Source organism: Pelosinus baikalensis, assembly GCF_020819555.1.
GTDB lineage: Bacteria > Bacillota > Negativicutes > DSM-13327 > DSM-13327 > Pelosinus > Pelosinus baikalensis.
The window spans coordinates 55,923-81,363 of sequence record NZ_JAJHJB010000020.1; the positions used below are offsets into that span (position 1 = coordinate 55,923).

At 40.8% G+C, this 25,441-nt stretch carries 18 protein-coding genes; 2 read left to right on the top strand and 16 right to left on the bottom strand.

All coding sequences use genetic code 11. The features are described 5' to 3' along the window. Positions 1 to 187: 187 nt before the first annotated feature. From LMF89_RS14660 to LMF89_RS14675, 4 genes are all read right to left on the bottom strand, one after another. The gene (locus tag LMF89_RS14660) at positions 188 to 2,563 is read right to left on the bottom strand and encodes a sensor domain-containing protein (RefSeq protein WP_229535740.1); all 2,376 of its coding nucleotides are present in this window, start codon (positions 2,561 to 2,563) and stop codon (positions 188 to 190) included. A 290-nt stretch (positions 2,564 to 2,853) separates the two neighbouring features. Continuing rightward, positions 2,854 to 3,165 (bottom strand): hypothetical protein, encoded by a 312-nt coding sequence (locus tag LMF89_RS14665; RefSeq protein WP_229535741.1) that lies wholly within the window; start codon positions 3,163 to 3,165, stop codon positions 2,854 to 2,856. A 514-nt stretch (positions 3,166 to 3,679) separates the two neighbouring features. Next, entirely contained in the window at positions 3,680 to 4,954 is a 1,275-nt protein-coding gene (gene serS, locus LMF89_RS14670; RefSeq protein WP_229535742.1) for a serine--tRNA ligase, read from the bottom strand. A gap of 205 nt (positions 4,955 to 5,159) precedes the next feature. Then, positions 5,160 to 6,158 (bottom strand): HD domain-containing phosphohydrolase, encoded by a 999-nt coding sequence (locus LMF89_RS14675; protein ID WP_229535743.1) that lies wholly within the window; start codon positions 6,156 to 6,158, stop codon positions 5,160 to 5,162. A 159-nt stretch (positions 6,159 to 6,317) separates the two neighbouring features. Between LMF89_RS14675 and LMF89_RS14680 the strand changes: the two genes are divergently transcribed. Continuing rightward, positions 6,318 to 7,370, top strand: a complete 1,053-nt coding sequence (locus LMF89_RS14680; RefSeq protein WP_229535744.1) for a YkvI family membrane protein — start codon at positions 6,318 to 6,320, stop codon at positions 7,368 to 7,370. On the opposite strand, the gene LMF89_RS14685 is transcribed toward LMF89_RS14680, so the two are convergent. After that, a complete protein-coding gene (locus LMF89_RS14685) occupies positions 7,346 to 8,212 on the bottom strand; it encodes an NAD(P)/FAD-dependent oxidoreductase (RefSeq protein ID WP_229535745.1) in 867 nt (288 codons plus the stop codon). The genes LMF89_RS14680 and LMF89_RS14685 overlap by 25 nt on opposite strands. Positions 8,213 to 8,396: 184 nt before the next feature. Between LMF89_RS14685 and LMF89_RS14690 the strand changes: the two genes are divergently transcribed. After that, a complete protein-coding gene (locus LMF89_RS14690; protein ID WP_007958655.1) occupies positions 8,397 to 8,702 on the top strand; it encodes a hypothetical protein in 306 nt (101 codons plus the stop codon). A 224-nt stretch (positions 8,703 to 8,926) separates the two neighbouring features. On the opposite strand, the gene serC is transcribed toward LMF89_RS14690, so the two are convergent. The 11 genes from serC to LMF89_RS14745 form a co-directional block, all read right to left on the bottom strand. Beyond that, positions 8,927 to 10,015 carry a 3-phosphoserine/phosphohydroxythreonine transaminase gene (gene serC / locus LMF89_RS14695; RefSeq protein WP_229535746.1) on the bottom strand — a complete coding sequence of 363 codons (1,089 nt, stop codon included), beginning with the start codon at positions 10,013 to 10,015 and terminating at the stop codon, positions 8,927 to 8,929. Between the two features lie 3 nt (positions 10,016 to 10,018). Further along, positions 10,019 to 11,272 carry a DUF1015 domain-containing protein gene (locus LMF89_RS14700; RefSeq protein ID WP_229535747.1) on the bottom strand — a complete coding sequence of 418 codons (1,254 nt, stop codon included), beginning with the start codon at positions 11,270 to 11,272 and terminating at the stop codon, positions 10,019 to 10,021. Positions 11,273 to 11,283: 11 nt separating this feature from the next. Continuing rightward, positions 11,284 to 12,870: a phosphoglycerate dehydrogenase gene (gene serA / locus LMF89_RS14705; RefSeq protein WP_229535748.1), complete on the bottom strand. Its 1,587-nt coding sequence runs from the start codon at positions 12,868 to 12,870 to the stop codon at positions 11,284 to 11,286. A gap of 468 nt (positions 12,871 to 13,338) precedes the next feature. Beyond that, entirely contained in the window at positions 13,339 to 14,025 is a 687-nt protein-coding gene (locus LMF89_RS14710; protein WP_007958647.1) for a DUF2225 domain-containing protein, read from the bottom strand. Positions 14,026 to 14,150: 125 nt separating this feature from the next. Then, positions 14,151 to 15,878 (bottom strand): thiol reductant ABC exporter subunit CydC, encoded by a 1,728-nt coding sequence (cydC, locus tag LMF89_RS14715; protein ID WP_229535749.1) that lies wholly within the window; start codon positions 15,876 to 15,878, stop codon positions 14,151 to 14,153. Continuing rightward, positions 15,875 to 17,602 carry a thiol reductant ABC exporter subunit CydD gene (gene cydD / locus LMF89_RS14720; protein ID WP_229535750.1) on the bottom strand — a complete coding sequence of 576 codons (1,728 nt, stop codon included), beginning with the start codon at positions 17,600 to 17,602 and terminating at the stop codon, positions 15,875 to 15,877. The genes cydC and cydD overlap by 4 nt, the downstream gene beginning before the upstream one ends. A gap of 375 nt (positions 17,603 to 17,977) precedes the next feature. Then, entirely contained in the window at positions 17,978 to 19,159 is a 1,182-nt protein-coding gene (locus tag LMF89_RS14725) for a L,D-transpeptidase (protein ID WP_229535767.1), read from the bottom strand. Positions 19,160 to 19,519: 360 nt separating this feature from the next. Then, on the bottom strand, positions 19,520 to 22,384 hold the full coding sequence (locus LMF89_RS14730; protein ID WP_229535751.1) for an FAD-binding and (Fe-S)-binding domain-containing protein: 2,865 nt from the start codon (positions 22,382 to 22,384) through the stop codon (positions 19,520 to 19,522). Positions 22,385 to 22,528: 144 nt separating this feature from the next. After that, positions 22,529 to 23,533, bottom strand: coding sequence for a cytochrome d ubiquinol oxidase subunit II (gene cydB, locus LMF89_RS14735; RefSeq protein ID WP_229535752.1), 1,005 nt, complete (start codon positions 23,531 to 23,533; stop codon positions 22,529 to 22,531). Continuing rightward, positions 23,524 to 24,912 carry a cytochrome ubiquinol oxidase subunit I gene (locus LMF89_RS14740; RefSeq protein WP_229535753.1) on the bottom strand — a complete coding sequence of 463 codons (1,389 nt, stop codon included), beginning with the start codon at positions 24,910 to 24,912 and terminating at the stop codon, positions 23,524 to 23,526. The genes cydB and LMF89_RS14740 overlap by 10 nt, the downstream gene beginning before the upstream one ends. Positions 24,913 to 24,921: 9 nt before the next feature. Further along, positions 24,922 to 25,344, bottom strand: coding sequence for an RrF2 family transcriptional regulator (locus LMF89_RS14745; RefSeq protein WP_229535754.1), 423 nt, complete (start codon positions 25,342 to 25,344; stop codon positions 24,922 to 24,924). Between the last annotated feature and the right edge of the window lie 97 nt (positions 25,345 to 25,441).

A 25,441-nucleotide genomic window follows, 5' to 3' on the forward strand; every position in this document is an offset into this window, starting at 1 on the left:
AACCACAAAGACACAAAGGACACAAAGTGGGATTCTATTTATATTTTTTTGTGCACTCCTTTGTGTGCCGCAGAGCGGCATTGTGCCTTTGTGGTTCACATCTTATATTTTTTCACCCTCAAAACTTATAAATTCTGATTCTAGAACGAAATCCTCTCGAGACTTCTTCTCTTAGGAAGACTTTTCTTTACCGATTGGTAAACCATTTTATAAAATCATCACTGGGCAAAGGTTTCGAAAAATAATATCCTTGTATCTCATCGCATTCAAGCTTTCGCAGAAAATCTAATTCTTGTTTCGTTTCAACGCCCTCCGCAATGGTTTTTATCTTCAAACTCTTTCCTAAAGCCACTACCGCCTCAATGATTGCTTCATTAACCGAGTCCGTCGACAAACCACGTACAAACGATTGGTCAATTTTCAACCGATCCAGAGGAAAATAGCGCAAATAACTCAGACTGGAAAACCCGGTTCCAAAATCATCTAAGGATAAATTGATTCCCATCTCTTTAATAAACTCTAGCTGCTTGATAACAAATTCCGGCTGTCGCATGACAACGCTCTCTGTTAGCTCCAGATCTAGATATCCTGGTTCAATACCACTTTCTTTTATAATATTAGAAAGCATCGGCAAGAATTCCTTTTCCTGAAATTGAATGGCAGAAATGTTTACAGAGATAGGAATTGGCGGTAAGCCCTTTCGAATCCACTCTTTATGCTGCCGGCACGCTTCTGCCAAAACCCATTTACCAATGGGAATAATAAGGCCTGTCTCTTCTAAAATTGGAATAAACTCTCCTGGCGATACGATTTCAGTATTAGGACGCATCCAGCGGATCAGAGCTTCCACTCCAATGAGAGCTTCTGTTTTACTGTCCACTTGAGGTTGATAAAATAAAACAAATTCTTCTCTTGCCAGCGCACGTCGCAAATTATTTTCAAGCATAAGACGTTCCGATGCATATTCATTCATATTGGCTTCAAAGAACTCATAAAAATTACGTCCATTATCCTTCACCTTATGCATGGCTGTATCAGCATTGCGAATTAGCACTTCTGCCGTATCTCCATCATCAGGATATACGCTGACACCAATACTTGCAGTAATGATTAACTCGAATCCACCATGCAAGAGAGGTCTTTCCAAAGCACTCATGACCTCATGAATTACTTTTATAATCTCTTCTTTCTGAGAAATTTTTGGTACAATAAAATTAAAGGTATCACCACCAAAACGCGCTGTTAGACTTGTTCTCTTAGAGCAGGTCTCCAGCCGATCGGCAAGCTCCTTTAAGACTTCATCCCCCACTTTATGCCCTAAAGAATCATTGATATTTTTAAACCGATCCAAATTAAGAGAAATAACTCCTACGCCGCTGCCGCTATGACGAGCCCTTTCTATATCTTTTGCTAATTGTTTGCCTAACACTTCCCGATTGGCTAGCCCTGTTAATGCATCATGCCTTGCCAAATAATGAATCCGCTCTTCGGCGGCCTTTTTCTCACTCATATCGGTAAATCGTGCCAGGTAATTAATCAAATTGCCTTCTTCATCTTTAATCTGATCAATTCGTAACCATTTTAAATAAATTACACCATCTTTTCGCTTCTCCCAAATCTCTCCTTCCCAAGAACCTGTTTGAATAATTGCCGCCCACATGTTTTGGTAAAAGATCTTATCATGGTAACCAGACTTTAAAAGACTAGGCTCTCTACCAATGACCTCATCAGAGGAATAGCCTGTAGTTAAAGAAAAAGCGCGGTTTACGGCAACAAAACGATTCTCTTTATCGGTGACTGAAATTGCTTCGCCACTGCTTTCAAATATCTTAGCCCAAATCGGCATTTGCTTTTCCATTTTCTTACTTTCCGTAATATCAACTACCAAAGCAACAAGTCCTGTTACAATCCCATCACAATTCCTGGTTGGGATCTTGCTTGTATAGATCCAGCGGTTCTCACCATTAGCATGATTGATTTGTTCCAAAATACCTAGCTTAGGCTCAGCCGAGCGTAAAACTGCCAAATCATCCTCATAATATTTTTTCGAATAGACAGGAAAAAATTCCTGTACCGATTTTCCTACAAAATCCTGAATGGGAATACCAATATCTTTTTCCACCTGTTTATTTACACGAATAATTTTATTATTTGTATCTTTATACCAAATCTGTACAGGGATCAAATTAAATAGCGTTTCATATTCTCCCATTTGATGGCTTAATTTTTGATAAGCCTTATTTTTCCGCCATAAAAGAACAGCCAATTCAGTTGCCAGCGCAATCAATACTTTTGCAGTATCAGTAGTACTGCCAATCGCAATTTTACCGTTTCTGTTATTCTCCAGAAAAATAAATTCCTCTATATAATCACAAGATGTGTTCATCTGTAAACTTCTAATATGCTTTTTACCAGAAAGCTTGCACTTTTCTCCAAATTCCAAAGCACCAGACTCAGCAAGAAGCCCCCCCGTATGATCCCAAATCATAACAGGGTACCTACTTATATTATAAATTAAAGCAACAATCTCTTGAGCAATAGACATGCCCGACTCTAATTTCAAAACACTTTACCTCCGCTCTTTAACTCTCTGTATTTCTATATAGGACCACCTGTAGCTCTATTTTAAGAATAAGTCTTATACTTCGACAAGATACCACATAATTCCTATAAGGAAACCCATTACTGCGGGGCTAAAAAATAAACCCTAATCGGCAATGCACTTTAATGATATACAAGCTTCGGTGATATTTGGTACAATAGAGTAAGATATGAATGACAAAGGAGCTTCTTTGATATGCAAACTCCAACCCCGCCAACGAGACCAACTCCTCCTACGCCTCCCACTGTGAATCATAAATCTTCTGAGAATAGTGCAGATCTGCCTGCATCGCCACCCGCAACCAATTCTATTAACGCCGATAAATCGGCAACTGTAAAGACACCAACGGAAGGTAAAACGACTATTCCGCCTCCTGCAACTACAAAGAAGGCAGCCTCTCCCTCCTCTACCGATAACACTCCTGTTCCTGCACAACCATCTTTAGGAAAGTATCGGGAAACTTCATCCCAAACCACCTCCGCCCCCACAGTATCCACCTCTAAGAATAAACCTTCTCCTTTTGGTTTCGGATTCTTCTTTTCTCTCGTATTGCTTATTGCCATTTCTCTTGCCTGCTTCCGCCTATGGAAGAACAATCACAAAAAACAGCGAACCATTCTTAATTATTCCGCCGACAGTCCACAGGATCTTCTGAATTTAATGAATTCCTCAGCAACCGCCTCTCCTTCTTCTTCTCCTCAGAAAATTGTACAGAGAAAGAACAAATCATCATCTAAAATAAAAGGCAACTTCGAAGTACGAATTTAAATTTTTTCAAAAAAAATTTATAATAAAACATTTTGAACCGCGAAGATGCGAAGGCTATGAAGAAGGAATAAGGCTATACACATTTCACATACCAATAAAACATAGCCGTTTTAAAACACAAAGACACAAAAGTCACAAAGAACACAAAGGGGTGGAATAAACATGTCTCTGTGTTCTTTGTGCATCTTTGTGACTTTTGTGTTTCGATATTCCCCTTAAAACTTATACATTCTGATGCTACAAAGAAAAGACTTGACCTATGCCAAGTCTTTTCTACAGGCAAAGAAGCTTTATTCTACCTAGTATGATTTACTTAGTAGCAATAACATCAACGCCCATATATTTCCTTAATACTTCTGGTACAATAACAGAGCCATCAGCCTGCTGATAGTTCTCTAAAATGGCAGCTACGGTACGACCGATTGCCAAGCCCGATCCATTGAGAGTATGTACAAACTCTGGTTTAGTCTTTGCTTCCCGACGGAATTTAATATCCGCACGACGACCTTGAAAATCCTCAAAATTGGAACAAGATGAAATCTCCCGATACGCATTGAAACTAGGCAGCCATACTTCAATATCATAGGTCTTAGCAGAAGAGAATCCCATATCACCACTGCATAAAGCTACCGTGCGATAGGGCAGACCTAATAGTTCTAAAATACGTTCTGCATTATGTGTTAATTTCTCCAACTCTTCATAGGAATTTTCAGGTAAAGAGAACTTCACCATCTCCACCTTATTAAACTGATGAAGACGAATTAATCCACGAGTATCGCGGCCGGCAGCTCCTGCCTCCGCGCGGAAACAAGCACTATAAGCAGTATAGTATAAAGGTAAATCTTTAGCATCCAAAATTTCACCACGATGGTAATTGGTAATTGGAACTTCAGCGGTAGGGATCAAATAATAATCCAGCCCCTCTAACTTAAACATATCCTCGCCAAATTTAGGAAGCTGCCCCGTACCTGTCATACTCTCTTTATTCGCAATAAAAGGAGGGAAAAATTCAGTGTAACCATGTTCGCTCGTATGTACATCCAGCATAAAACTAATGAGTGATCGTTCTAGCCTGGCACCTAGACCTCGATAAAAAGTAAAACGTGCGCCTGTCACCTTGCCGCCTCGTTCAAAATCAAGAATATTAAGCTTCTCGCCAATTTCCCAGTGAGGGAGTGGTGGCTGCACAAATGTAGGCAAAGTTCCCCAATTGCGTACCTCTACATTATCCTTTTCATCACGTCCGACAGGGACTGATTGATGAGGTATGTTTGGGATATCCATAATAATGGCCTGCAATTTTCCCTCTACTTCTTTTACCTTACCATCCAATTCAGTAATTTGGTCACCGACCAGACGCATCTGGGATACTAAATTATCCGCATTTTCTTTTGCTTTTTTCAAGCGACTGATTTCAAGAGAAACAGTATTACGCGTATTTTTAAGCGTTTCTACCTGCCCTAATAGCTCCCGGCGTTCTTTTTCCAAGGTTAAAAATTCATCTAAACTAAGATTCATTCCACGCTTTACCAAGGCTTGCTGAACTTCTTCTGTATGGTCCCTAACAAATTTAACATCAAGCATGCTAAACCCTCCTCCTATTCCTAGTAAAAATAGTAACGCATTCTCTAAAAACTAGAGAACACGGAGATAATAATAAAAAACTCCCGCCTGCTATCCAGAAACGAGAGTATTTTTCCGCATCAACACTGCTATGCGATACATAACGGAATAAATCTGTTCTTATACATAAATAGCGTATACCATTATATTCTACAATATTCACTATTTATTGTAAAGCAGGTCTCATACCATCCCCAGAATTACACTCTCGAATAAAATCAATAAAAATGCTGCTGAGTTTCGGATCAAACTGTTCACCAGCACATTTTTTTATTTCAACTAAGGCTTCCTCAACACTATGAGGACTACAGTAACACCGTACACTCGTCATAGCATCATAAGCATCACAGATTGTCAGCATACGACTAATCTGAGGAATCTCTTCCTCCTGTAATCCATTAGGGTAACCTTTTCCATCATATCGCTCATGATGATGACGAACAATGTGAGCCAAAGTAGCGAATTCATCTACCTCTTGCAAGATATCCGCCCCTTTGGAAGGATGGCGTTTAACAATTTCATACTCTGTCTCTGTCAAACGACCTGGTTTATTTAAAATCTCTTCCGAAATACCAATTTTACCTACATCATGCACAATCCCTGCTAAATAAGCCATCGTTACCTCACTATCAGATAACCTCATGTATTCAGTTAAGCCGACAAGTAGTGCAGCAACATTTTCACTATGCTGCATCGTATAGATATCTCTCACTCCAATTGCTTTGCAAAAGGCTTTAATAATATTCATATTCACAGCATTCAGCTTATTTTCAAACACTTTGAACTTATCAATTACAATATAATTTCCTAGAGCATATTCTGGCTGCCCACTTTCATCTCGCAAGATAAAAGTATTGACCAAAAACCATTTACCTTCCTTATTCCCAGGCATATTAAAATATACTTCACAGCCACTTATTTCCCGCCCAGTAACCATCGTTTCAATTAAAGGACCTTGATAAGCACCGCCGAATTTCTTCACATTGCCATTACAGAAAAGGTCCAGCACAGAATGATGTAAGACGTCCTGCTGCTGCACTTTCCACATATCGCATAATGCCTGATTGAGAAAAACTGACCTAAACTCACTATCAATCACAAGTACGCCATGAAATAGGCCCGCATGAATAGCTTGGGCGATTCGATACGCTATATCTTTTCTCATCTGGCAGCAAACTCCTCTTAGTGCATTTTATCCTTCCTAATTAATAACCCATATATTCTCTATTGAAAAATTCAATTTTTTTTTAATATATCCTGCATAATATCCCAAGTTTTTACATAGAAAAAATAAGAGAACTGCCAAGTTCTAAGGAGTGATGCAATGTCCTATCATGTACTTAAGATAGCCAAAATTGCCGCTATCTATGCAGGAACTATTATGGGAGCAGGATTTGCTTCCGGACAAGAACTTACCCAGTTTTTCGTCGTCTACGGCAGTATGGGATTGGTTGGTCTATTGTTCACAATCATTTTATTTGCCTGGCTCGGTATTACGATTCTAAAGATCAGTTATACCATTAAAGCTACCAGTTATCATCAATTATTATACTATGCATGCGGGAAAAAAATTGGTACTGTATTAGATTGTATCATTACCTTGTCCCTCTTTGGGGTTCTAACGGTTATGCTAGCAGGAAACGGCACTTTATTTCGGGATACCCTGCACCTGCCTTACGGTTTGGGTATCGGCATTATGGCCTTGATCCTATTACTCACAACACTCTGGGGTATTAACGGTATCGCCACAGCAAATCTCATTATTACGCCGCTGCTGGCAGCTATTACAAGCTTTGTCGCTATGTACTCGCTGTCTTATCATGACTGGAATTTTACAATGCTGCATATTTCATCAGCAACCATCAACATATCAACTTCTCATTGGCTGCTCTCTAGCTTACTCTATCTTTCTTACAACTTAGTTATGAGTGCTACCATATTAGTTCCTCTAGGCGCCCGCACTCCCGAGCCTTCTATCCGCATAATTGGAAGCATAATCGGCAGCTTGCTGCTATTATTATTAGCAGGTTTAATCATCCTGGTGGTTATGATTCACTATCCGTTATCTCCAGAATATGAAATTCCCATGCTGCATATTGCAGGATCACAGCATATTGTTCATCATGCAGCTTATATCTTTACCTTTGCCGCTGCCATGTATACCACTGGCTTAGCATGCCTATATGGATGCACTACAAAATTAACGGCAGTCACAGGTTTATCCAAGACTGCCGCGTTACTCATCGTCATAACATTCAGTGTACTTTTTAGTTATATTGGTTTTACTTCTCTGGTTTCCATTGTCTTCACCTTATTTGGTTATGTCACCCTATGGTTTACCTTAAGACTGCTTTATTTATCTTTTTTCCCTAAATAAGTAATGGCACTTAATACCGCTACTAAGCCTTCACCTGTAGCTTTGGCTATCTGCCACGGTTTTCCTGTACAATCGCCTGCCGCAAACACCCCTGGAATGCTTGTAGACATATCCCGATTTACTTTGATAACCTCACCGTCAAGAGCAAGACCTGGAAGTATATTTTCCACTGGATCAGACATGCGAATTATAAATACTCCGTGAACGTTTAGCTCCTCTTTGCCCATCTGCAATTTTTCTACTACTACATCACCTAAAATCGTCTGGGGCTTCTCATGGATGACTTTGATACCAGAACGCAATGGAGCCATATCTTTATACTGAGGCAGATAATAGACCGTACGACATAGTTCACTTAAATACTCCGCTTCATGCTCACCTTCACTGGTGTAGGAAATAACAGCCACATCTTTGCCTTTATACATCATCCCATCGCAAGTAGCGCAGTAACTTACACCTTTACCTAAGAATTCCTTTTCACCATGAAACAAAGTAGTAGCTACCACACCCGTTGCAATAATCACCGTACGCACCTGATACGTTGCCCCAGGTGTCAGTAAGGTGAAAAAATCGTCCCCCGGAAAAATATTCACGACTTTTTCCTTTATAATGCTGGGATTGTGGGCAGTACAATGAGCTACAAATTGCTGCATCATCCCTTGCCCTGTAACCTGTGGTACTCCTAAATAATTATCCACTATGTGAGCTTTCTGCAATTTTAGGCTAAAATCCATATGCTCAAATAAAGCAACACTCTTATTGCGAATCCGCCCTGTTAAAGCAGCCGATAGACCCGCTGGTCCCCCACCAATAATCCCAATATCAAATATTTCATTAGACATTTTTCATTCCTCCTAGATTTTATAGGTATTCTCCAAAACAACTATATCCAGCCGTAAACAGGCAAAGTATGACATAACTATGAGCGTAGGTTAAGTAACAGGTTGAAGCTTTAATTATGATTATTCTTTGCCGCCCTACTTATATTTCATACTGAAAAACCCGGATCGAAAGGCAGTTGATCGTATGTTTAATTATAAACTGATTCGCCTTGGCTATAGACCTGTTTTTTATCTAATGTTTGCTGGTGGTATTTGTACGGGAAGTATTGTCGGTTTGCTCTTTTTCATTATGGATCGAAGTTCTCTCGGCTTCCTTGGAGGAGCTTTTATCACGCTTTTAGCAGGTTTGACCTCAGGCTTGTTCGGCTTAATCTACACCTTAGTTTTTAATACCCTAGCACCGACTGCAGGAGGTATCCCCCTCCAAATTATCTCTCTGCCTGATTCTCCTAAACAAGATCAATCCTCATTAGACTTGCCATCAAAGTAAGCTATAATAAATTTTTTCTATTATTTAATAATGTTTATCTTATTTTCATTACTTTTTCACGATCTCCTGGGAATAATCCTGCCACTCTCATTGAAATATTTCAATGAGATTCCACCTTCTCTGGTCGACATTGGAAATTGGCGAGCGTCAGAATAAAAAGAATAAGATGAAAAGCGGGATACAGTTAACCTGTACTCCCGCTTTCTAACTTTTCTTCCTGTAGTTTACCCGTTTTTCTGCTGAAAATGCAACATAAATTGTTGTAGTACCCGGCAGCCTTCTACCGTCATGGCATTATACGTGGAAGCCCGTAAGCCGCCTACAGAACGATGCCCCTTAAGACCGACAAGACCAGCCTTTTCAGCTTCACTGGCAAAGGTCTTCTCTAGCTCTTCACTCGGTAATCGGAAGGTAATGTTCATTAAAGAACGACTGTCCTTTTGTGCATGCCCTTTATAAAAACCATTGCTATTGTCAATCGTATGATAAATCAAAGCCGCTTTTTCTTCATTACGCTTTTGCATTCCCACTAATCCGCCCTGCTTCTTAATCCACTGCAGCACTAAGTTTAGTACATACACAGAAAAAGCCGGTGGCGTATTATAAAGGGAATCATTCTTAGCATGGGTTTCGTATCGCAGCATCGTAGGAATATCTTTAGGATTATTCTCTAATAACTCCCTACGGGCAATAACAACGGTAACACCGGAAGGACCTAAGTTCTTTTGTGCTCCTGCATAAATTAAAGAAAATTTTTCTGCATCAAAGGGCTTATACAAAATATCCGATGACATATCGGCAAACAATGGTACTTCACCGAAGGAAGGCAGGGTTTTCCATTGAGTACCAAAAATCGTATTATTCGAAGTAATATGTACATAGGCAGGATTGTCACTTAGCTGAATTTCATCCAGATTCGGAATGCGCTTATAGTTGCCCTCGGCAGTTGTTGCTGCTACATGAGTATTACCAAATAATTTGGCTTCTTTAAGGGCCTTCTCTGACCAGGCGCCTGTTAATATATAATCTGCGGTCCGCCCTGGGGGTAGGAAATTCATTGGTATCATCGCAAATTGAGTACTCGCCCCCCCTTGCAAGAATAAGACTCTATAATTATCTCCTAAGCCCAACAGTTCTTTCAGATTAGCTTCGGCTTGACGATTAATCGCTTCATATGCTTTTGAGCGATGGCTAATTTCCAAAATAGACATGCCCGTTTCCTGATAGTTGAGTAATTCACCTTGTACTTCTTCCAACACCTCTAAAGGCAGTACTGCTGGACCTGCATTAAAATTAAAAACACGCTGTGCCATCTTTTAGTTTCCTCCATTTATCAAATGTACTGCGATTGCATCCCTAAGTTTCGGCTCAAACCAGGTTGACTTAGGCGGCATAATTTGGTCAGCATCAGCAATTGCCATTAAATCCTTAGTCGACGTCGGGAACATAGAGAAAGCAACAACATATTCACCACTATCTACTAAACGCTCTAATTCTCCCATGCCACGAATGCCTCCGACGAAATCAATGCGTTTATCCGTACGAAGATTCCCAATACCCAAGATAGGCTCTAACAGATTGCTCTGCAGGATACTAACATCCAGCTTCCCTACGGGATCTGTTTCATCATAACTGCCCGGTTTCGCCACTAATTTATACCATGCTTTATTCAGATACATACCAAAATAATGAGGATATTCCGCTTTACATGAGATTCGAGTACACGGTTCAATACTAAATTTTTCTTGGATTTTTTTGAGAAAGGCCTCTTCTGTTAATCCATTTAAATCTTTTACAACTCGATTATAATCCATAATCTTCGTCATTGTATGAGGAATAATTACTGCTAGGAACCTAGTATATGCTTCTTCACCAGTATGCTCAGGATTATTTGCTTTATAGGTTTCATAAACCCTGGCAGCAGCAGCAGAACGATGATGTCCATCAGCAATATATAAGGACTCAATACGGGCAAAAGCCTGTTCAATTGCCTTTATTTTAACAGCGTCATCCACAACGTAGAGCGTGTGACGATTTCCATCTTCGGTAACAAAATCATATACTGGCTGTTTTGTCATTCCCTGGGCTATAACAGCATTCATATGATCATTTGCTTTATAGGTTATAAATACAGCTCCTGTCTGCGCCCCTGTAGCTGTAATATTATTGACTCGATCCTGTTCTTTATCCGGCCTGGTCAATTCATGCTTCTTAATAATATTATTGTTATATTCAACAACAGATACCGTTGCCACTAATCCTACCTGGGTATGGCTTCCCATCTGCTGCTTGTAAATATAAAAGCAAGGTTTCTCATCCTGGATTAAAATTCCTTTTTTTATAAAGTCTTGAAGATTTTCATTGGCTTTTTGATATACCTCTTCTGAGTATGGATTCACATCAAGGGCAAGGTCCACCTCCGATTTAGTAACTCGCAAAAAACTCAATTCATTTTTGGATGTAATGGCTCTTGCTTCAGCAGAGTCCATTACATCATAGGGCAGAGAAACAACTTTATCTGCCAATTCGGGTGCCGGTCTAAGACCGCGGAAAGGTTTTACACTAGCCATATTTTTCCCTCCTAAATTACACAAAAGTTAATCATTTTTGCTCCCAAGATTCCATCCACAGCTTTTATTTTAAGCATAGTAGCTGCTGGTACATCAGAATCTACACTCATCACCATAATATTGGTACCCGTAACCTCTGTACGGCCTACCTGCATACTATTAATATTAATCCCATCAGTACCTAAAATGGTACCAACATAACCGATCATTCCTGGACGATCCAAGTGAAGTCCCACAATCAGCCAGCCCTGAGGCTCAACATCCACTCGGTATCCATCAATCATTACAATACGGCCTTCTTCATGTCCAAACAAAGTTCCGGCTACAACATGGGTCTTCTTATCCGTATACACTCGTACGGTAATCAAATTAGCAAAATTAGCTGTTTCTTTACTTTTTACTTCGCGTATTTTAATGCCACGAGATTTTGCAACCCCTGGAGCATTCACATAATTAATATGTTCTGTCAAAATGGAATTTAGCAAGCCTTTAATCATGGCTGTGGTCAGCATTTTTGTATCGACTTCACTAATTTCCCCATTATATTCTACATCGACTGCTGTTATACGGCCTTCGGCCAAATTAATGGCCAAACAACCCATTTTTTCTGCCAAGTTAAAATACGGACGAATGACCTCTAGCACATGAGACTGAATCGGTGCCATATTTACTGCCGTAGCAATAGGTTCCCCCTTCAGCGCTGCAATAATACCTTTTGCCACATCCACCGCTACACCAACTTGTGCTTCTGCTGTAGAGGCGCCTAAATGAGGCGTCACGATTACCTGGTCCAGCTTTAATAACGGATTTTCCGGATTGACGGGTTCTTTTTCGAATACATCAATTGCTGCACCTGCTACAATACCTTGTTCAATAGCCTCTGCCAAATCCCCTTCATGAATGACGCCGCCTCGTGCACAGTTTATAATCCGTACACTGGGCTTCATTTTAGCAAAACGCTCTTTGTTTAACAGATATTTCGTTTCAGAGGTAAAAGGCAAATGCAGCGTGATGAAATCAGCCAACGGGAAAATTTCATCCAGTTCCAGTAGTTGAATACCTATAGCCGCCGCCTGCTCTGCGTTAATAAAAGGGTCATAAGCTACAACGTTCATTTCCATTGCTAAAGCTCGTTTTGCCACACCTGAACCAATACGCCCCAGCCCTAGAATTCCTAATGTTTTACCACGCATTTCCACACCCATCAGCTTGCTGCGCAGCCACTGTCCATTTTTCAAGCTGGCATGAGCTTGGGGAACATTACGCGCCAGCGCCAACATCATTGCCATCGTATGTTCTGTTGCTGCAATTGTATTTCCTTCTGGTGCATTAAGTACAATTATGCCTTTTTGGGTAGCTGCCTCTACATCAATATTATCAACGCCTACTCCAGCACGTCCAATTACTTTTAAATTAGCCGCTGCCTCAATAACCGCTTTAGTTACTTTTGTCTCACTGCGTACTACTAAAGCATCATACTGAGGAATAATTTTTATTAACTCCTCAATCGGTAGTTTTATTTTAACATCTACCTCATATTCTTTTTGTAATAGTTCTACCCCTTGCGCTGAAACCGGATCACTTACTAATATTCTCATTTACATTCCCTCCATATGATTATCATCCTAATGTTATACATTTTCAATATAAATAAACACGTTATCTTAAAAAAAGATATAAAAAAAACCCTCATCCCACCAGGGACGAGAGATATTCCCGCGTTGCCACCCAAATTGCTACATACATAGCCAACTCTTATCGCTATATCGGGCGACACCCGTCATAATTCATCATTAGCCACTCCAGGGCGGAACCAACTGTCAAAATGACCGACTTACACCACCCGTCGGCTCTCTGAACATTCTGCACACTTAATTTCCCTTTCCTCATGTTCATGTATCAATTTAAACATATTATATTTTATCACCTTATGAAAGTCAAGTGTATTTTTACAGAAAACATTTTCACAGTCCATCCTCGGTTTTTAACGTTTTACTCTCTGGAACTGTACACTAGCTGCATCCACTTCATTATTTTTCATTTTAGTGACAAAATTCTGCATCTGATTACACATTTTCCTCTTTCCCACGTCTTTGGGCACGCACTTCCTGCCAAGCATCCCGAGCTAAATCGGCAATCCTTTTTTCCTGCCTGGCTTTAGGACTACTAACGACTTTATTTAAATACAGCAAAGCCCTCTCGCTATGACCTGTCCGACGCAGCAAATCACCAATCAAATAGGTAATCGTCAATTCCGTCATTGGACCCACAGGCATATTTTCATTGTCCAAAGCGTGCTCATAATAATCAACCGCCTTAAGCAAAGTAGCTTGTTCCTGCTCAACCTCTTTAGCCTCTCGATATAGCCAGCCTAATCGCATATGCAGTCCAGCCAACCTGCTGGCAGGAACTGATGCCAATTCAGCACAAACAATCGCTAATTGATGGCTCACAATGCCCTGTTCTCTGCTGCGTGTCCCGCTTAAATCAATTCTTATATTCCGATCTGCAAAAAATCCTTGTATGCGCTCTGCCGCCGCAGGCAGAATTTCTTCAAAATAATTATCCTGTGCTGCATAGCCACAATGGGGACACATCCAGATTTTATAATAATAGGGATTGATATCTTTATAGTAAGAACAAAAATCCGAATCCTGCTTCATCATTACCAAGCGGGATCGCACCCGTGTTACCTGAAAAGTTTCTTGACAAATAGGGCAATTTTTTTCTACAGAAAATAAGGCCTCTAGCATATTTCTTACTCCATCTCCTATCATAAGCAATCTATATATACTAAAAATTAACATTGCATTTCTGACTGCATAACAATTAATATACAAGTATTTTAATGCATCATATATAACCTTTTCCTAGAATATTATACCACATCATGCTGTAAATGCCATAACTGATAAAATAAACCTGCATTTTCCAATAATTCTTCCTGCGTCCCCTGCTCAATAATCCTTCCAGCCTCAAGCACAAAAATAGTATCCATATGCTTAAGACCTGTCAAGCGATGGGTGATTAAAATTGTAGTACGCCCTGCCATTAACTTGGCAAGAGTTTCCATAACAGCCTCTTCTGTTAAAGAATCAAGCCCAACAGTTGGTTCATCTAAAATGAGAATGGGAGCATTTCGCAGTAAAGCCCGTGCAATAGCAATGCGCTGACGCTGCCCTCCGGATAAAGCATAACCATTCTGCCCCACCATCGTATCCGAACCTTGTGGCAAAGATTTTAGCAGCTCAGTCAGCTCTGAATTCTCTATTACTTGCTCAAACTCTGCTTCGCTGGCATCAGGTTTTGCCAGTAAAATATTATCCCGAATACTGGCATTAAACATATGGCTTTGCTGAGATACTACACTAAACATATTCCGTAGATTTTGGGACTGATACTTCTTTAACTCATGATTGCCAAGGAGAACGCTTCCTTCTTCATACTCCCAAAAACGCAACAAAACGTACAATAATGTACTTTTTCCCGCCCCGCTTGGACCAACAATCGCCACACTTTGCCCAGAAGCAACGGTAAAGGAAATGTTACGCAAGACTGCCGCCCCATTTGCACGATAACGAAAACTCAAGTCTTTTACTGTAAGCGTCGCATCCGTCCCGGTTAAAATACCTTCGCTCTGTTCAATAACCGTCGGCACCCGATCGACAATCCCAAACAGCCGCCTGGCGGCTGCCATGCTTTCAGCCAAATAGTGTACTGCCAATGGCAGCGGCAGCACAGCCTCAAAGCTGCTTTGCACCGTTAGGGCTACAACTGCTAAATAAATACCCTCCAACTGACCACCGTGTACTAAGGGTATCGCAAACCACAGGACTAGCCACACTGTAGCATTTACGATGAATAACCCCAGGGCATCGATCACCCCTGCCTGGTTCACCACTTTGCCTTGAATCCCTGCCAATTCTTCGTCAAGTTCAGAAATATACTGCGCTTGGCGGTGAGTCTGACCAAAAGCGGCAAGCTCCACAATGCCTGTAATGCTATCCACCAATTGGGCTTTCATCTGCATCCTCGCAGCCACTAACTCCTCTGCCAAGGATTTTTGTGCCCGAGAAACTGCCAGGGGCAAGAGTACCCCAAGGAATATCGCTCCGCCGGTTAGTACATACACAAAGACCAAATTAAATTGTGCCAGAAACAAACATGTGCCAACTACCACCAAAATTGCAATGAAAGGGGGAGCCAACACCCGAAGATAAAATTCCTTTAGCGTCTCCACATCACTAACGATAGCACTAAAAAGCTCACCGCTTCTCCATTCCAAAAGCCGAGCTGGTGCTAAGCCTTCTAACTTTGTATAAAACCATACCCGTACGGTACCTAACAAACGAAATGTGGCATCGTGAGAAACATAACGTTCTAAGTAACGAAAAACCGCCCGGGCGATTCCAAAAAAACGCACTCCCACAATGGCAATGGACAACTCTGTAATGGAAGGATGCAAAGCAGCACCAGAAATCAAATATGCAGATGCTGCCATCAATCCAATATTACTCCCAACGGTTAAAAAACCGAAGAGACCCGCCATCACCATTGTCTGCCAAGAAGAACCCATAATCTGCAATAAACGTAGGAATATACTCATTTTCCACCTCTAAAGGCCAACACCAGCTGAGAATATAAACCCTGATTCTTCATTAATTCCTCATGGGGTCCAGCTTCAGCCTGTTTTCCGTCATGAAGCACCACGATACAATGAGCTTTGTACACAGTACTCAGTCGATGAGCAATAATTAATACGGTACGCTTTTGCATCAGTCTGCTTAACGCTTCATCAATTACAGCTTCACTTTGCGGATCTAGGCCTGCAGTCGCTTCATCTAACAGTAAAAAAGGAGCATCCTGCAAAAATGCCCTGGCAATAGCTAAGCGCTTACACTCTCCGCCGCTTAATCCATGTCCGCCTTCTCCCACCAGAGTATCATAGCCTTCTGGCAACCCCATAATAAACTCATGAGCACCAGCATTTTTTGCCGCTTGCATGATCGTCTCCAAGCTGGCATCTTCTCGCCCTAATCGAATGTTATCCGCCACTGATTTATAAAATAAATGGGGGGACTGAGGCACAAAAGCAACCTGGGATAACCAGTCTTCTAGTTTTATATCGGTCAAATTCATACCATTGACTGTGATATGCCCTTCATCAGGGTGCATAAATGCTAATAATAAACTGGCAATCGTACTTTTTCCAGAACCGCTGGCTCCGACTAAAGCCACGGTCTCTCCTGGCTCTATTGCAAAAGATACGCCATTTAATGCTGGGCGCTCCCTATTGTCATAAGCATAATGTACATTTTCAAAGGCAATACTCACTTGCTGCTGCCGTGGCAGAGAGATCGTCCTCCCCTTCTCTCGGCTTTTAGGCAAGGATAAAATTCCAAAGATACGTTCTGCTGCTGCACTTCCAGCCATTCCTGCATGAAAATGAGTACCTAATTGACGCAAAGGCAAGTAAAACTCAGGAGCCAAGAGCAATAAGAAAAAAGCTTGGTTGAACTCCATCTTAAAATACAACAGCTTCAGTCCTATAGTTACAGCCACTAAGGCCGTACTAATCGTTGCGACTAACTCTAACACCAAAGCCGATAAGAACGCAATTTTTAACACGCCAAGAGTCTTATCTCGAAACTCTGAACTCATACGATGAATGACCTGTATCTGCTCAATACTGCGTCCAAAAATTTTTAACACAGTCAAGCCCTGCAGCACATCCAGGAAATGAGCACTCAGACGAGATAAGGTCTCCCACTGACGCTTATTAACCTGCTCTGCTGTGCGTCCTATAAATATCATAAAGACAGGAATCAGCGGCGCAGTCAGCAATAAAATAATAGCCGTAGTCATATCAAGAGGAAATACTACTGACAACACAACAAGAGGAACGATAACGGCCGTAAATAATTGGGGCAGAAACTTCGCAAAATAAGGCTCCAGATTTTCTACGCCCTCCACCAGCACATTAATTAATTCTCCTGTTTGCTGCCTTCGGATATACATGGGTCCTAAAGCAAAAAGCGAAGTCAAGATCCTTTGCCGCATAGACTTTTTTATATAAGCAGCCAAAGAATGGGCCGTCACTTCAATTAACCAAACAAATATGCTGCGCAAAGTCATTACAACAAATAAAGCAGCCATCCACTGGCTGACTCCTGCCCAATCCAATTGGGCTAAAAAAACACCATTTATAATTTTAGCCATAAAATCAGCCTGCAATACAGCGAGCACCCCACCACCCAGCCCTAGGCCAACCAATACAGAAAACTGCCGTCGATGCTGTTTCAGCTGATTCATAAGTCGTTTATCAACCATATGTATACTCCTGTCCTTCTATATCTGCTAAAAAAATTCGGTTCACCATAAGCTTGTCTCTTATAAGAAAACGCTAATATATCCTTTAAAACATATAAAACGAATCGAACCACAAAGACGCAAAGGACACAAAGGACTTTTTTATATTTTTGTGTCCCCTTTGTGTGCCGCAGCAGCGGCATTGTGCCTTTGTGGTTCATAAAATTTCATTTTTTCCCACCGATAAAACTAATACTTTTACTTTATTTACTTACTGGAAAAAGGCAGCATGTCATCATGCTGCCGTAGTAGTTTCTTTTCACAGGCCAAAGGATTTGTCAGCGCAATAACTATCTTATTCTATAATAACGAGCTTTTTCCTAACATGCAATATTTTTATTTCTGCTGCCCTGCCGAGCTGCCCTTTCCAATTGCAAAAGCCGATAACTCCCAGCAATTATCAATCTCTTTCCAAAGCCACATACCACCAAACAAAGACTGTACATCTTGTTGGGTTACATAGAGAATCTGTCCTTTTACAAAACCAGGCACAACCTGCTGATGACTGTATACCAACTGCTGCTGTTCATCCCATACTACATCCGTGTGAAAAAAATTCGCTACTGCCCAAATTGGAACAAAGTTTTGTCCCTGACTGGCAATAATCGGATCTGGCAGAAGTACTCCATTCACTTTGAAATTATGTACTTGAAACAAAGGATTTTGCTGACCCTTACGCTGAACAATTATACCTTGCAGGATACTGGCGTCCACGAAGTTAGGCATACCAGCCTCAAGCAGCTTATGTTCGATCTCAAGAACTGTGACGGGCTGTCTTTTTAAACCGTATATATCAGGATAGATCCCTATGGAAACTTCCCCCATGGGATTTTTTTCTATTCTCACCAAATCATACTGTATGTATACGCCGGTCCCTTTGGGAACAGCTTCAAATAATTCTTCCACATCAGGTTCAGCCATGCGGACACAACCGTTTGAAACCCAGCCTCCAATTGCCCACGGTTCATTCGTGCCGTGAATACCGTATAAAGGGGCAAACTCCATCCAACGATATCCCAAAGGATTATCGGGACCAGAAGGTACAACCTTCTTACTTCTAGGAGGATACCACCAAGGGTTTATCTCTTTATATCGAATCGTAAAACTGCCAATGGGTGTCGGTGTAGCAGGTTTACCAATCGCTACAGGATAGGTTTTTACTAACTGATTTTCATTATAAAAATCAAGAGTGCGACTAGGTAAATTAATGACAATTCGGCAAGCTGGCAAAGCTCCTTTTAAGGTTGCTGAAGCTCCTGCCACCCCATCGACCATCGGGAATGCCTGTAAATAACTAGACCCTGCCACAGGCTGCTGAGAAGTAATTACTTGATGCCCAGATGATTTTGCAACTGTCACACGAGTGCCTTCATACTGCCACCCTAACCACACTAGGCATAATAGGATGGACAAACTAATCACTGTGGCTATAATATATTGCACGAAAGCAATTTGCTTGGATAATTGAATCGCTTTTTTCTGCTTTTTCTTTAGTAACCGAGAATACCCCTGTTCCATGTCATCCAATTACATCAGACTCCAATATCTTCTACATTTCTCATATATTCATCAATATATTCACGATTCTCCCTAATCGTTCCTCTCTCTGCAAAAAAAATTACTCTACTCCTATTTGACTTTTAAAACATTTTAACCGCTCCTTGGCGCAAAACATTTAAAATGAATTGAACCACAAAGGCACAAAGTACACAAAGGGGTTATTTAAAACTTATTTTTGTGTTCTCCTTTGTGTGCCGCATCAGCGGCATTGTGCCTTTGTGGTTCATAGAGTTTTAATAGTAACAAAAGTTATGCTTCCTACTGTTTAATAGGAAGCATAACTTTTTGAAACTCCATATTATTGTAATGACGTACTTGTTATTTTGCTACTGTACAACGATCAACCAAAAATACCATGGATTGATAGCTAAGACCGCTGCGATGGGCTAGGCCCATTTCACAAGTACGGCTATTTGAATAGCCAGAAGTACAATCCACAGGTAAGCTGTCTTTGAGTTCAGCTAGAGCAGATTCATTTAATTCTGGTACTTCAAAGCCCTTATCACCAGCAAATCCACAACATCTAACCCTCTCTGGCATGACCACCTTCGTCGCACAAGCTTCTGCTAATTTCTTAAACTTCTCTTTCAGCCCTAATTTAGTTGAACTACAAGTTACGTGTACAGCAATGGTTTCCGGCTGTTGTTTGAATTCCAGCAAGTCAAACAGGTAATCGTGGATAAATTCTACGGGTTCATACATTTTCAGCTTCTTGTCCATTACTTTTCGCATACGATAAATACAAGGACTTGTATCACAAACAATAGGATACTCCCCATTGTTGCTCACAACTAATAATTCTTTTTCCAATTCACTGCTCATCTTATCAGCCGACTCAAATAGCCCTTTACTTTCAAAAGGCATACCGCAGCACAGCTTATCCATCTCGCGAGGGAAAATGACTTCATAACCGGCTTTTTCCATCAATTGAATCATTACTTGACTAAGCTGACGTTTATCCCGATCCCCAGGAGCAGCGCCCCCCATAGTACGACTCACACAACTTGGAAAATACACCACTTTACGCCCAGCCACACCTTTTTTGGAACGGGAAGGATCAGGAGTCTGACCAGGTCCTGCCATCCAAGGATTCCATAAAGGCACTTTATGACCACTGATGGAATGAAGTCCACCAGCAATACCGCCCATTAAAGAAGTACCGAGTACGGAGTGTGCTATTTTAGCACTAGATAGTCCCAAACGTGCCATAGTTGTTACACCGGCAAAATTCTTCGTAATGAAACGTCCAATGGATTTTCCATTATCTCCCATTAATTGGGCCCGATAATGCTTCGTGTGCTCTCCTGTATTAATGCCCACAGGACAGGTGGTAGAGCACAATCCGTCTGTAGCACAGGTTTCATCACCAAAATAGGCATAATCTTCTTCTAAACGACGAAGACGTTCTGGGTCTTCACCAGTTTGGCGCAATCTGGCAATTTCACGCTGCACCACAATACGCTGTCTAGGTGTAGCTGTAAGGTTCTTAGAAGGACAATTAATTTCACAAAAACCGCATTCAATACATTTATCAATGATCTCATGAGCCTGAGCCATGGGCTTAAGATTCTGAATATAAAGCAATTGGTTGTCCGTGATAATAACATCTGGATTTAAGGTATGTTCCGCATCAAATACCTTTTTCAATTTGCGCATATAACTATAAGCAGTTTTACCCCATTCCATTTCCACAAATGGTGCCATGTTACGGCCTGTACCATGCTCTGCCTTTAGCGATCCGCCATACTCATTGACTACCATGTCGCAAACATCCTTGATTAAGGACTGATATCGTTCGATTTCTTCTTGATTCTTAAAGGTTTGTGTTACAACAAAATGCACATTGCCATCTAAAGCATGTCCATAAATGATGCCGTCATCATAGTTATATTTATTCATAATGTTACGCAGTTCTAACACGGCCTCAGCCATTCTTTCTTTCGGGAAAGCCACATCCTCAATAATAACAGAGGTGCCCGGTCTCCTCATGCCGCCAACGGCAGGGAAAATCCCTTTACGAATATGCCATAAAACTTCATACTCTGCTTTAACATCCGTAAAAGTAATTGGCAATACAGTAGGAAGATGTGCTAAGCGTGCTTTTACATCTTCAATTAACTGATTTAAGGCAGCCTTATCTCCTGCCCGTACTTCCACCAATAAAGAAGCTGCATCCGGTGATAATGTTTTTAAATACTCTGGCATTCCTGGTTCATCCTCTACAGAACGAAGGGATGCACGATCCATCAGTTCAGCAGCAGCGACCAGCTCACGGTCAAGTTCCATTACTGCCAGACAGGTGGTATTCATATCAGGGAAAATCATTAATGCAGAAGCTTTATGCTCATGTTCAATGACCGTTTTATAGGTTATTTCAGTAATAAAACCTAGTGTCCCTTCTGAGCCGATCATTAAATGATTAATAATGTCAAAAGGGTCTGAATAGTCGACAAAAGAGTTCAGGCCATATCCAGTGGTATTTTTAATTTTATATTTACGCTTAATAAGCTGTGTTAGCTCTGCGTCTGCATTAATTTCATCACAGATTTTTTCAAGTTCCTCTATAATGGAAGGATTATTTTTTTTAAATTCTTCTCGTGAAGCTGCGCTTCCTGTATCCAGCACTGAACCATCTGCAAAAATAAGTTTCATGCTCTCAACTGTCTTATAGCTATTATCAGCCGTACCACAGCACATACCACTGGCATTATTGGCTGCAATGCCACCGATCATAGCATTGTTAATCGTTGCGGGATCCGGTCCGATTTTTCGCGAATAGGATTTTAAATATGCATTGGCTTCAGAACCAATAATCCCTGGCTCTAGGGCAATGGATTCACCACCAGGACTAATGGAGTAATTATGCCAACCTTCTGTAGCAACTAAAAGCACAGAATCTGTAATGGACTGTCCAGACAAACTTGTACCTGCTGCACGAAAAGTCACAGGAATTTTCACCTTATTGGCCTTTCTTAAAATATTGGACATTTCTTCTGCATTTTTTATTTTAATTACGATTTTTGGAAGCATGCTGTAAAAACTAGCGTCAGCACCATATGCTAATGTGCGAATCGGGTCAACAAAAACTCGTTCCCTAGGGATAAATTTTATAACTTCATGATAAAAATTTCTATAATTATCGGGAAGTTTCGCAATATCACTCTCTAGAATTTTCATAACCATACCCATCGCCCCCTTTTTAAAATGAAACAAAGACTCCTATCATCACTATACCATAAGTCTACAAAATATACACAATATTTTAATAAAGAAGACTTGCTTTAAATTTATGAATAAGGGCAGCTAAAAAGCTGCCCTTATTCACTATTAATATTCTAATTCTTTAGCCGTAACCCTTTTACGAAATACCCAATAGGTCCACCCTTGATAGGCCAATACAATCGGTACTAAGGCCAGGGCTGCAAAGGACATAATCTTTAAAGTATACGCACTAGAAGCGGCATTATAAATGGTTAAACTCCAAGTTGGATTTAAACTGGACACCATAATACGGGGAAATAAACCGCTGAAGAAGGCTATAGTAGTAAAAGCAATCGCCAATCCACTCATGGCAAAAGCCCAACCAAATCTTTTTAACCAAAGCAGAACGTAACCGGCGACAAAGACTACTACTGCCCCCCATAAGGCGCTGCTGGCTAATCCACTTTTAAATAAATCCGTATTTGTGTAAGTTAAACCTACAAGCCCCAAAAAAACCAAAGCTGCAAGCAAGCCAATTTTCACCGCTGCTTTACGGGATCGTTCAATGAGTTCTCCCTCCACCCGAAGAGTCAGAAACAATGCTCCATGGAATAAAAATACTAATAAAAAGGCAATCCCGCCTACTAAGGTATAAGGACTCAATAAATCAAAGAAAGTTCCAGCATACTGCATCTTCCCATTAATGGGTATGCCCTGAATCAAATTCGTAACGGCTACACCCCAAAGCAGTGCTGGTAGAGTACTCCCAATAAAGATCATCCAATCCCATGTACTGCGCCACTCAGAGCTTTCATCCTTACTGCGAAACTCAATGGCTACACCCCGCAGAATCAATGCTACCAACATCAAAAACAACGCCATGTAAAATCCGCTAAACATAGTAGCATAGACATGAGGAAAGGCTGCAAATAAGGCTCCGCCTGCAGTAATCATCCATACTTCATTGCCATCCCAAAATGGACCTATGGTATTAATTACAATTCGTCGTTCTACATCATTTTTCCCAATGAAGGGCAAGAGCATACCCACACCATAATCAAAACCTTCCAGGAAAAAAAAGCCGGTAAATAGGACTCCTACTAAGATAAACCACAAGACATTTAGTTCCATAATGTCGCCTCCTTCGTCTTCGTCAGCACACTTAGAACGGGTTTTTCATCCAAGGGTCCGATTATAATAAACTTACGTACTAAGTAAACAGCTGCTGCCGCTAATGCTCCATACAGTACCGTAAAACCAATCATCGAAATCCAGATTTCTGTACTGGTTACATTAGTGGACACACCCTCACTTACTTTTTGCAAACCTACCACAATCCAAGGCTGCCTTCCACCTTCTGTTAGAATCCAGCCTGTAGAATTCGCAATATAAGGAAAAGGCAAGCTCCACAATAGCAACTTGAGAATAAAAGGATTCTCTTCTAACCGTTTCTTATAGAAGAAGAACGCACCTAATGCTGCCACGAGCATCATCCACAATCCAGATAGTACCATGATGCGAAATGTCCAGAAGGATTGTGCAATATTAGGCGTGTAGTTACCCGGTCCATATTTTTTCTCCGCCGCTGCCTGCAATTCGTTAATCCCTTTGATTTCTCCTGAAAACTTATCATAAGCTAGAAAAGATAATGCACCTGGGATACCGATCTCAAAAGAATTCTTTTTGTTTTTCTCATCCACCACTACTGCAATTGCAAAAGGTGCCGGATCAGCAGATTCCCACAATGCCTCCATGGCTGCCATCTTCATAGGCTGTTTTGTAGCGAGAAATTGAGCTTGTAAATGTCCTGTACCCATTACTAACAATGTGCTTACCAGCATGCATGCCAAACCAATTTTAATGGAAGGTTTAAACACAGGCAAATGACGTTTTTCTAATAAATAGTAAGCACTAATAGCTGTTACAAATACACCAGCAGTTACTAAACCTCCTAAAACCGTGTGTGGGAATTGTCCCCATACATATGGATTGGTAATTACCTGTATAAAATCAGTCATTTCTGCCCGTCCATTGCGAAGTGCGTACCCCACTGGAGACTGCATAAAGGAATTGGCTACCAAAATCCAAAAAGCCGATAAATTACTGCCAAAGGCAACTAGCCACATACAAGTTACATGTAATTTTTTAGATAATCGATCCCAGCCAAAGATCCATAACCCTAAAAAAGTCGATTCCAGGAAAAACGCTGATAAGGCTTCTAAAGCTAAAGGCGCACCAAAAATATCCCCCATAAAACGAGAATACTCAGCCCAATTCATACCAAAATGAAATTCCTGAACAATTCCAGTTACCACACCCATAATAAAATTAACTAAAAACAATTTACCCCAAAATTTAGTCATTGTTTTATAGGTTTCATTACCTGTTCTGACATACATGGTTTCCATCACGGCCACTAATACGGACAATCCTAATGTCAACGGTACAAATAAAAAGTGGTACACTGTCGTAATAGCAAATTGCCATCGTGCCAAAAGCAGTTCTTCCATATTCTTCCCCTACCTCTCCTCTTTATATTTTCCCACCAAACCAGCAAAATTGACTTCACTTAAAGCCTTTGTAAAATTTGCTTGAATCACAGCTAGTGAAGTATGTACGGGGCATTTTGCATTGCACCCCTTCGTGCAGGCAGACTCTTCTTTTAAGCATCGTTGCAAATCCAAAGGTCCCTCCATTACTTCAATTACATCTAAAAGGCTGATCTTTTCAGCCGACGTTGCCAAAACAAAGCCTCCGTCCACTCCTCGATAGGATTTTACCAATTCTCCTTTTACTAAAGAACGGATAATCTTTTGCAAAAATCCGATTGGTATATTTTGCTCTTCAGCGATTGCCTGGCTATTGGCTAATTCTCCTTCAGGCAGTTCTGCTAAATGTATAATAACGCGAAAAGCATAGTCCGTGGCTTGGTTAAACTGCACGTACATACCTCCTTTCATAATTAATACTATACCGGTTCGGTATTAATTTAATTCTACTATTGATACCTCCTTCTCGTCAATAGTTTTTACATTTTTT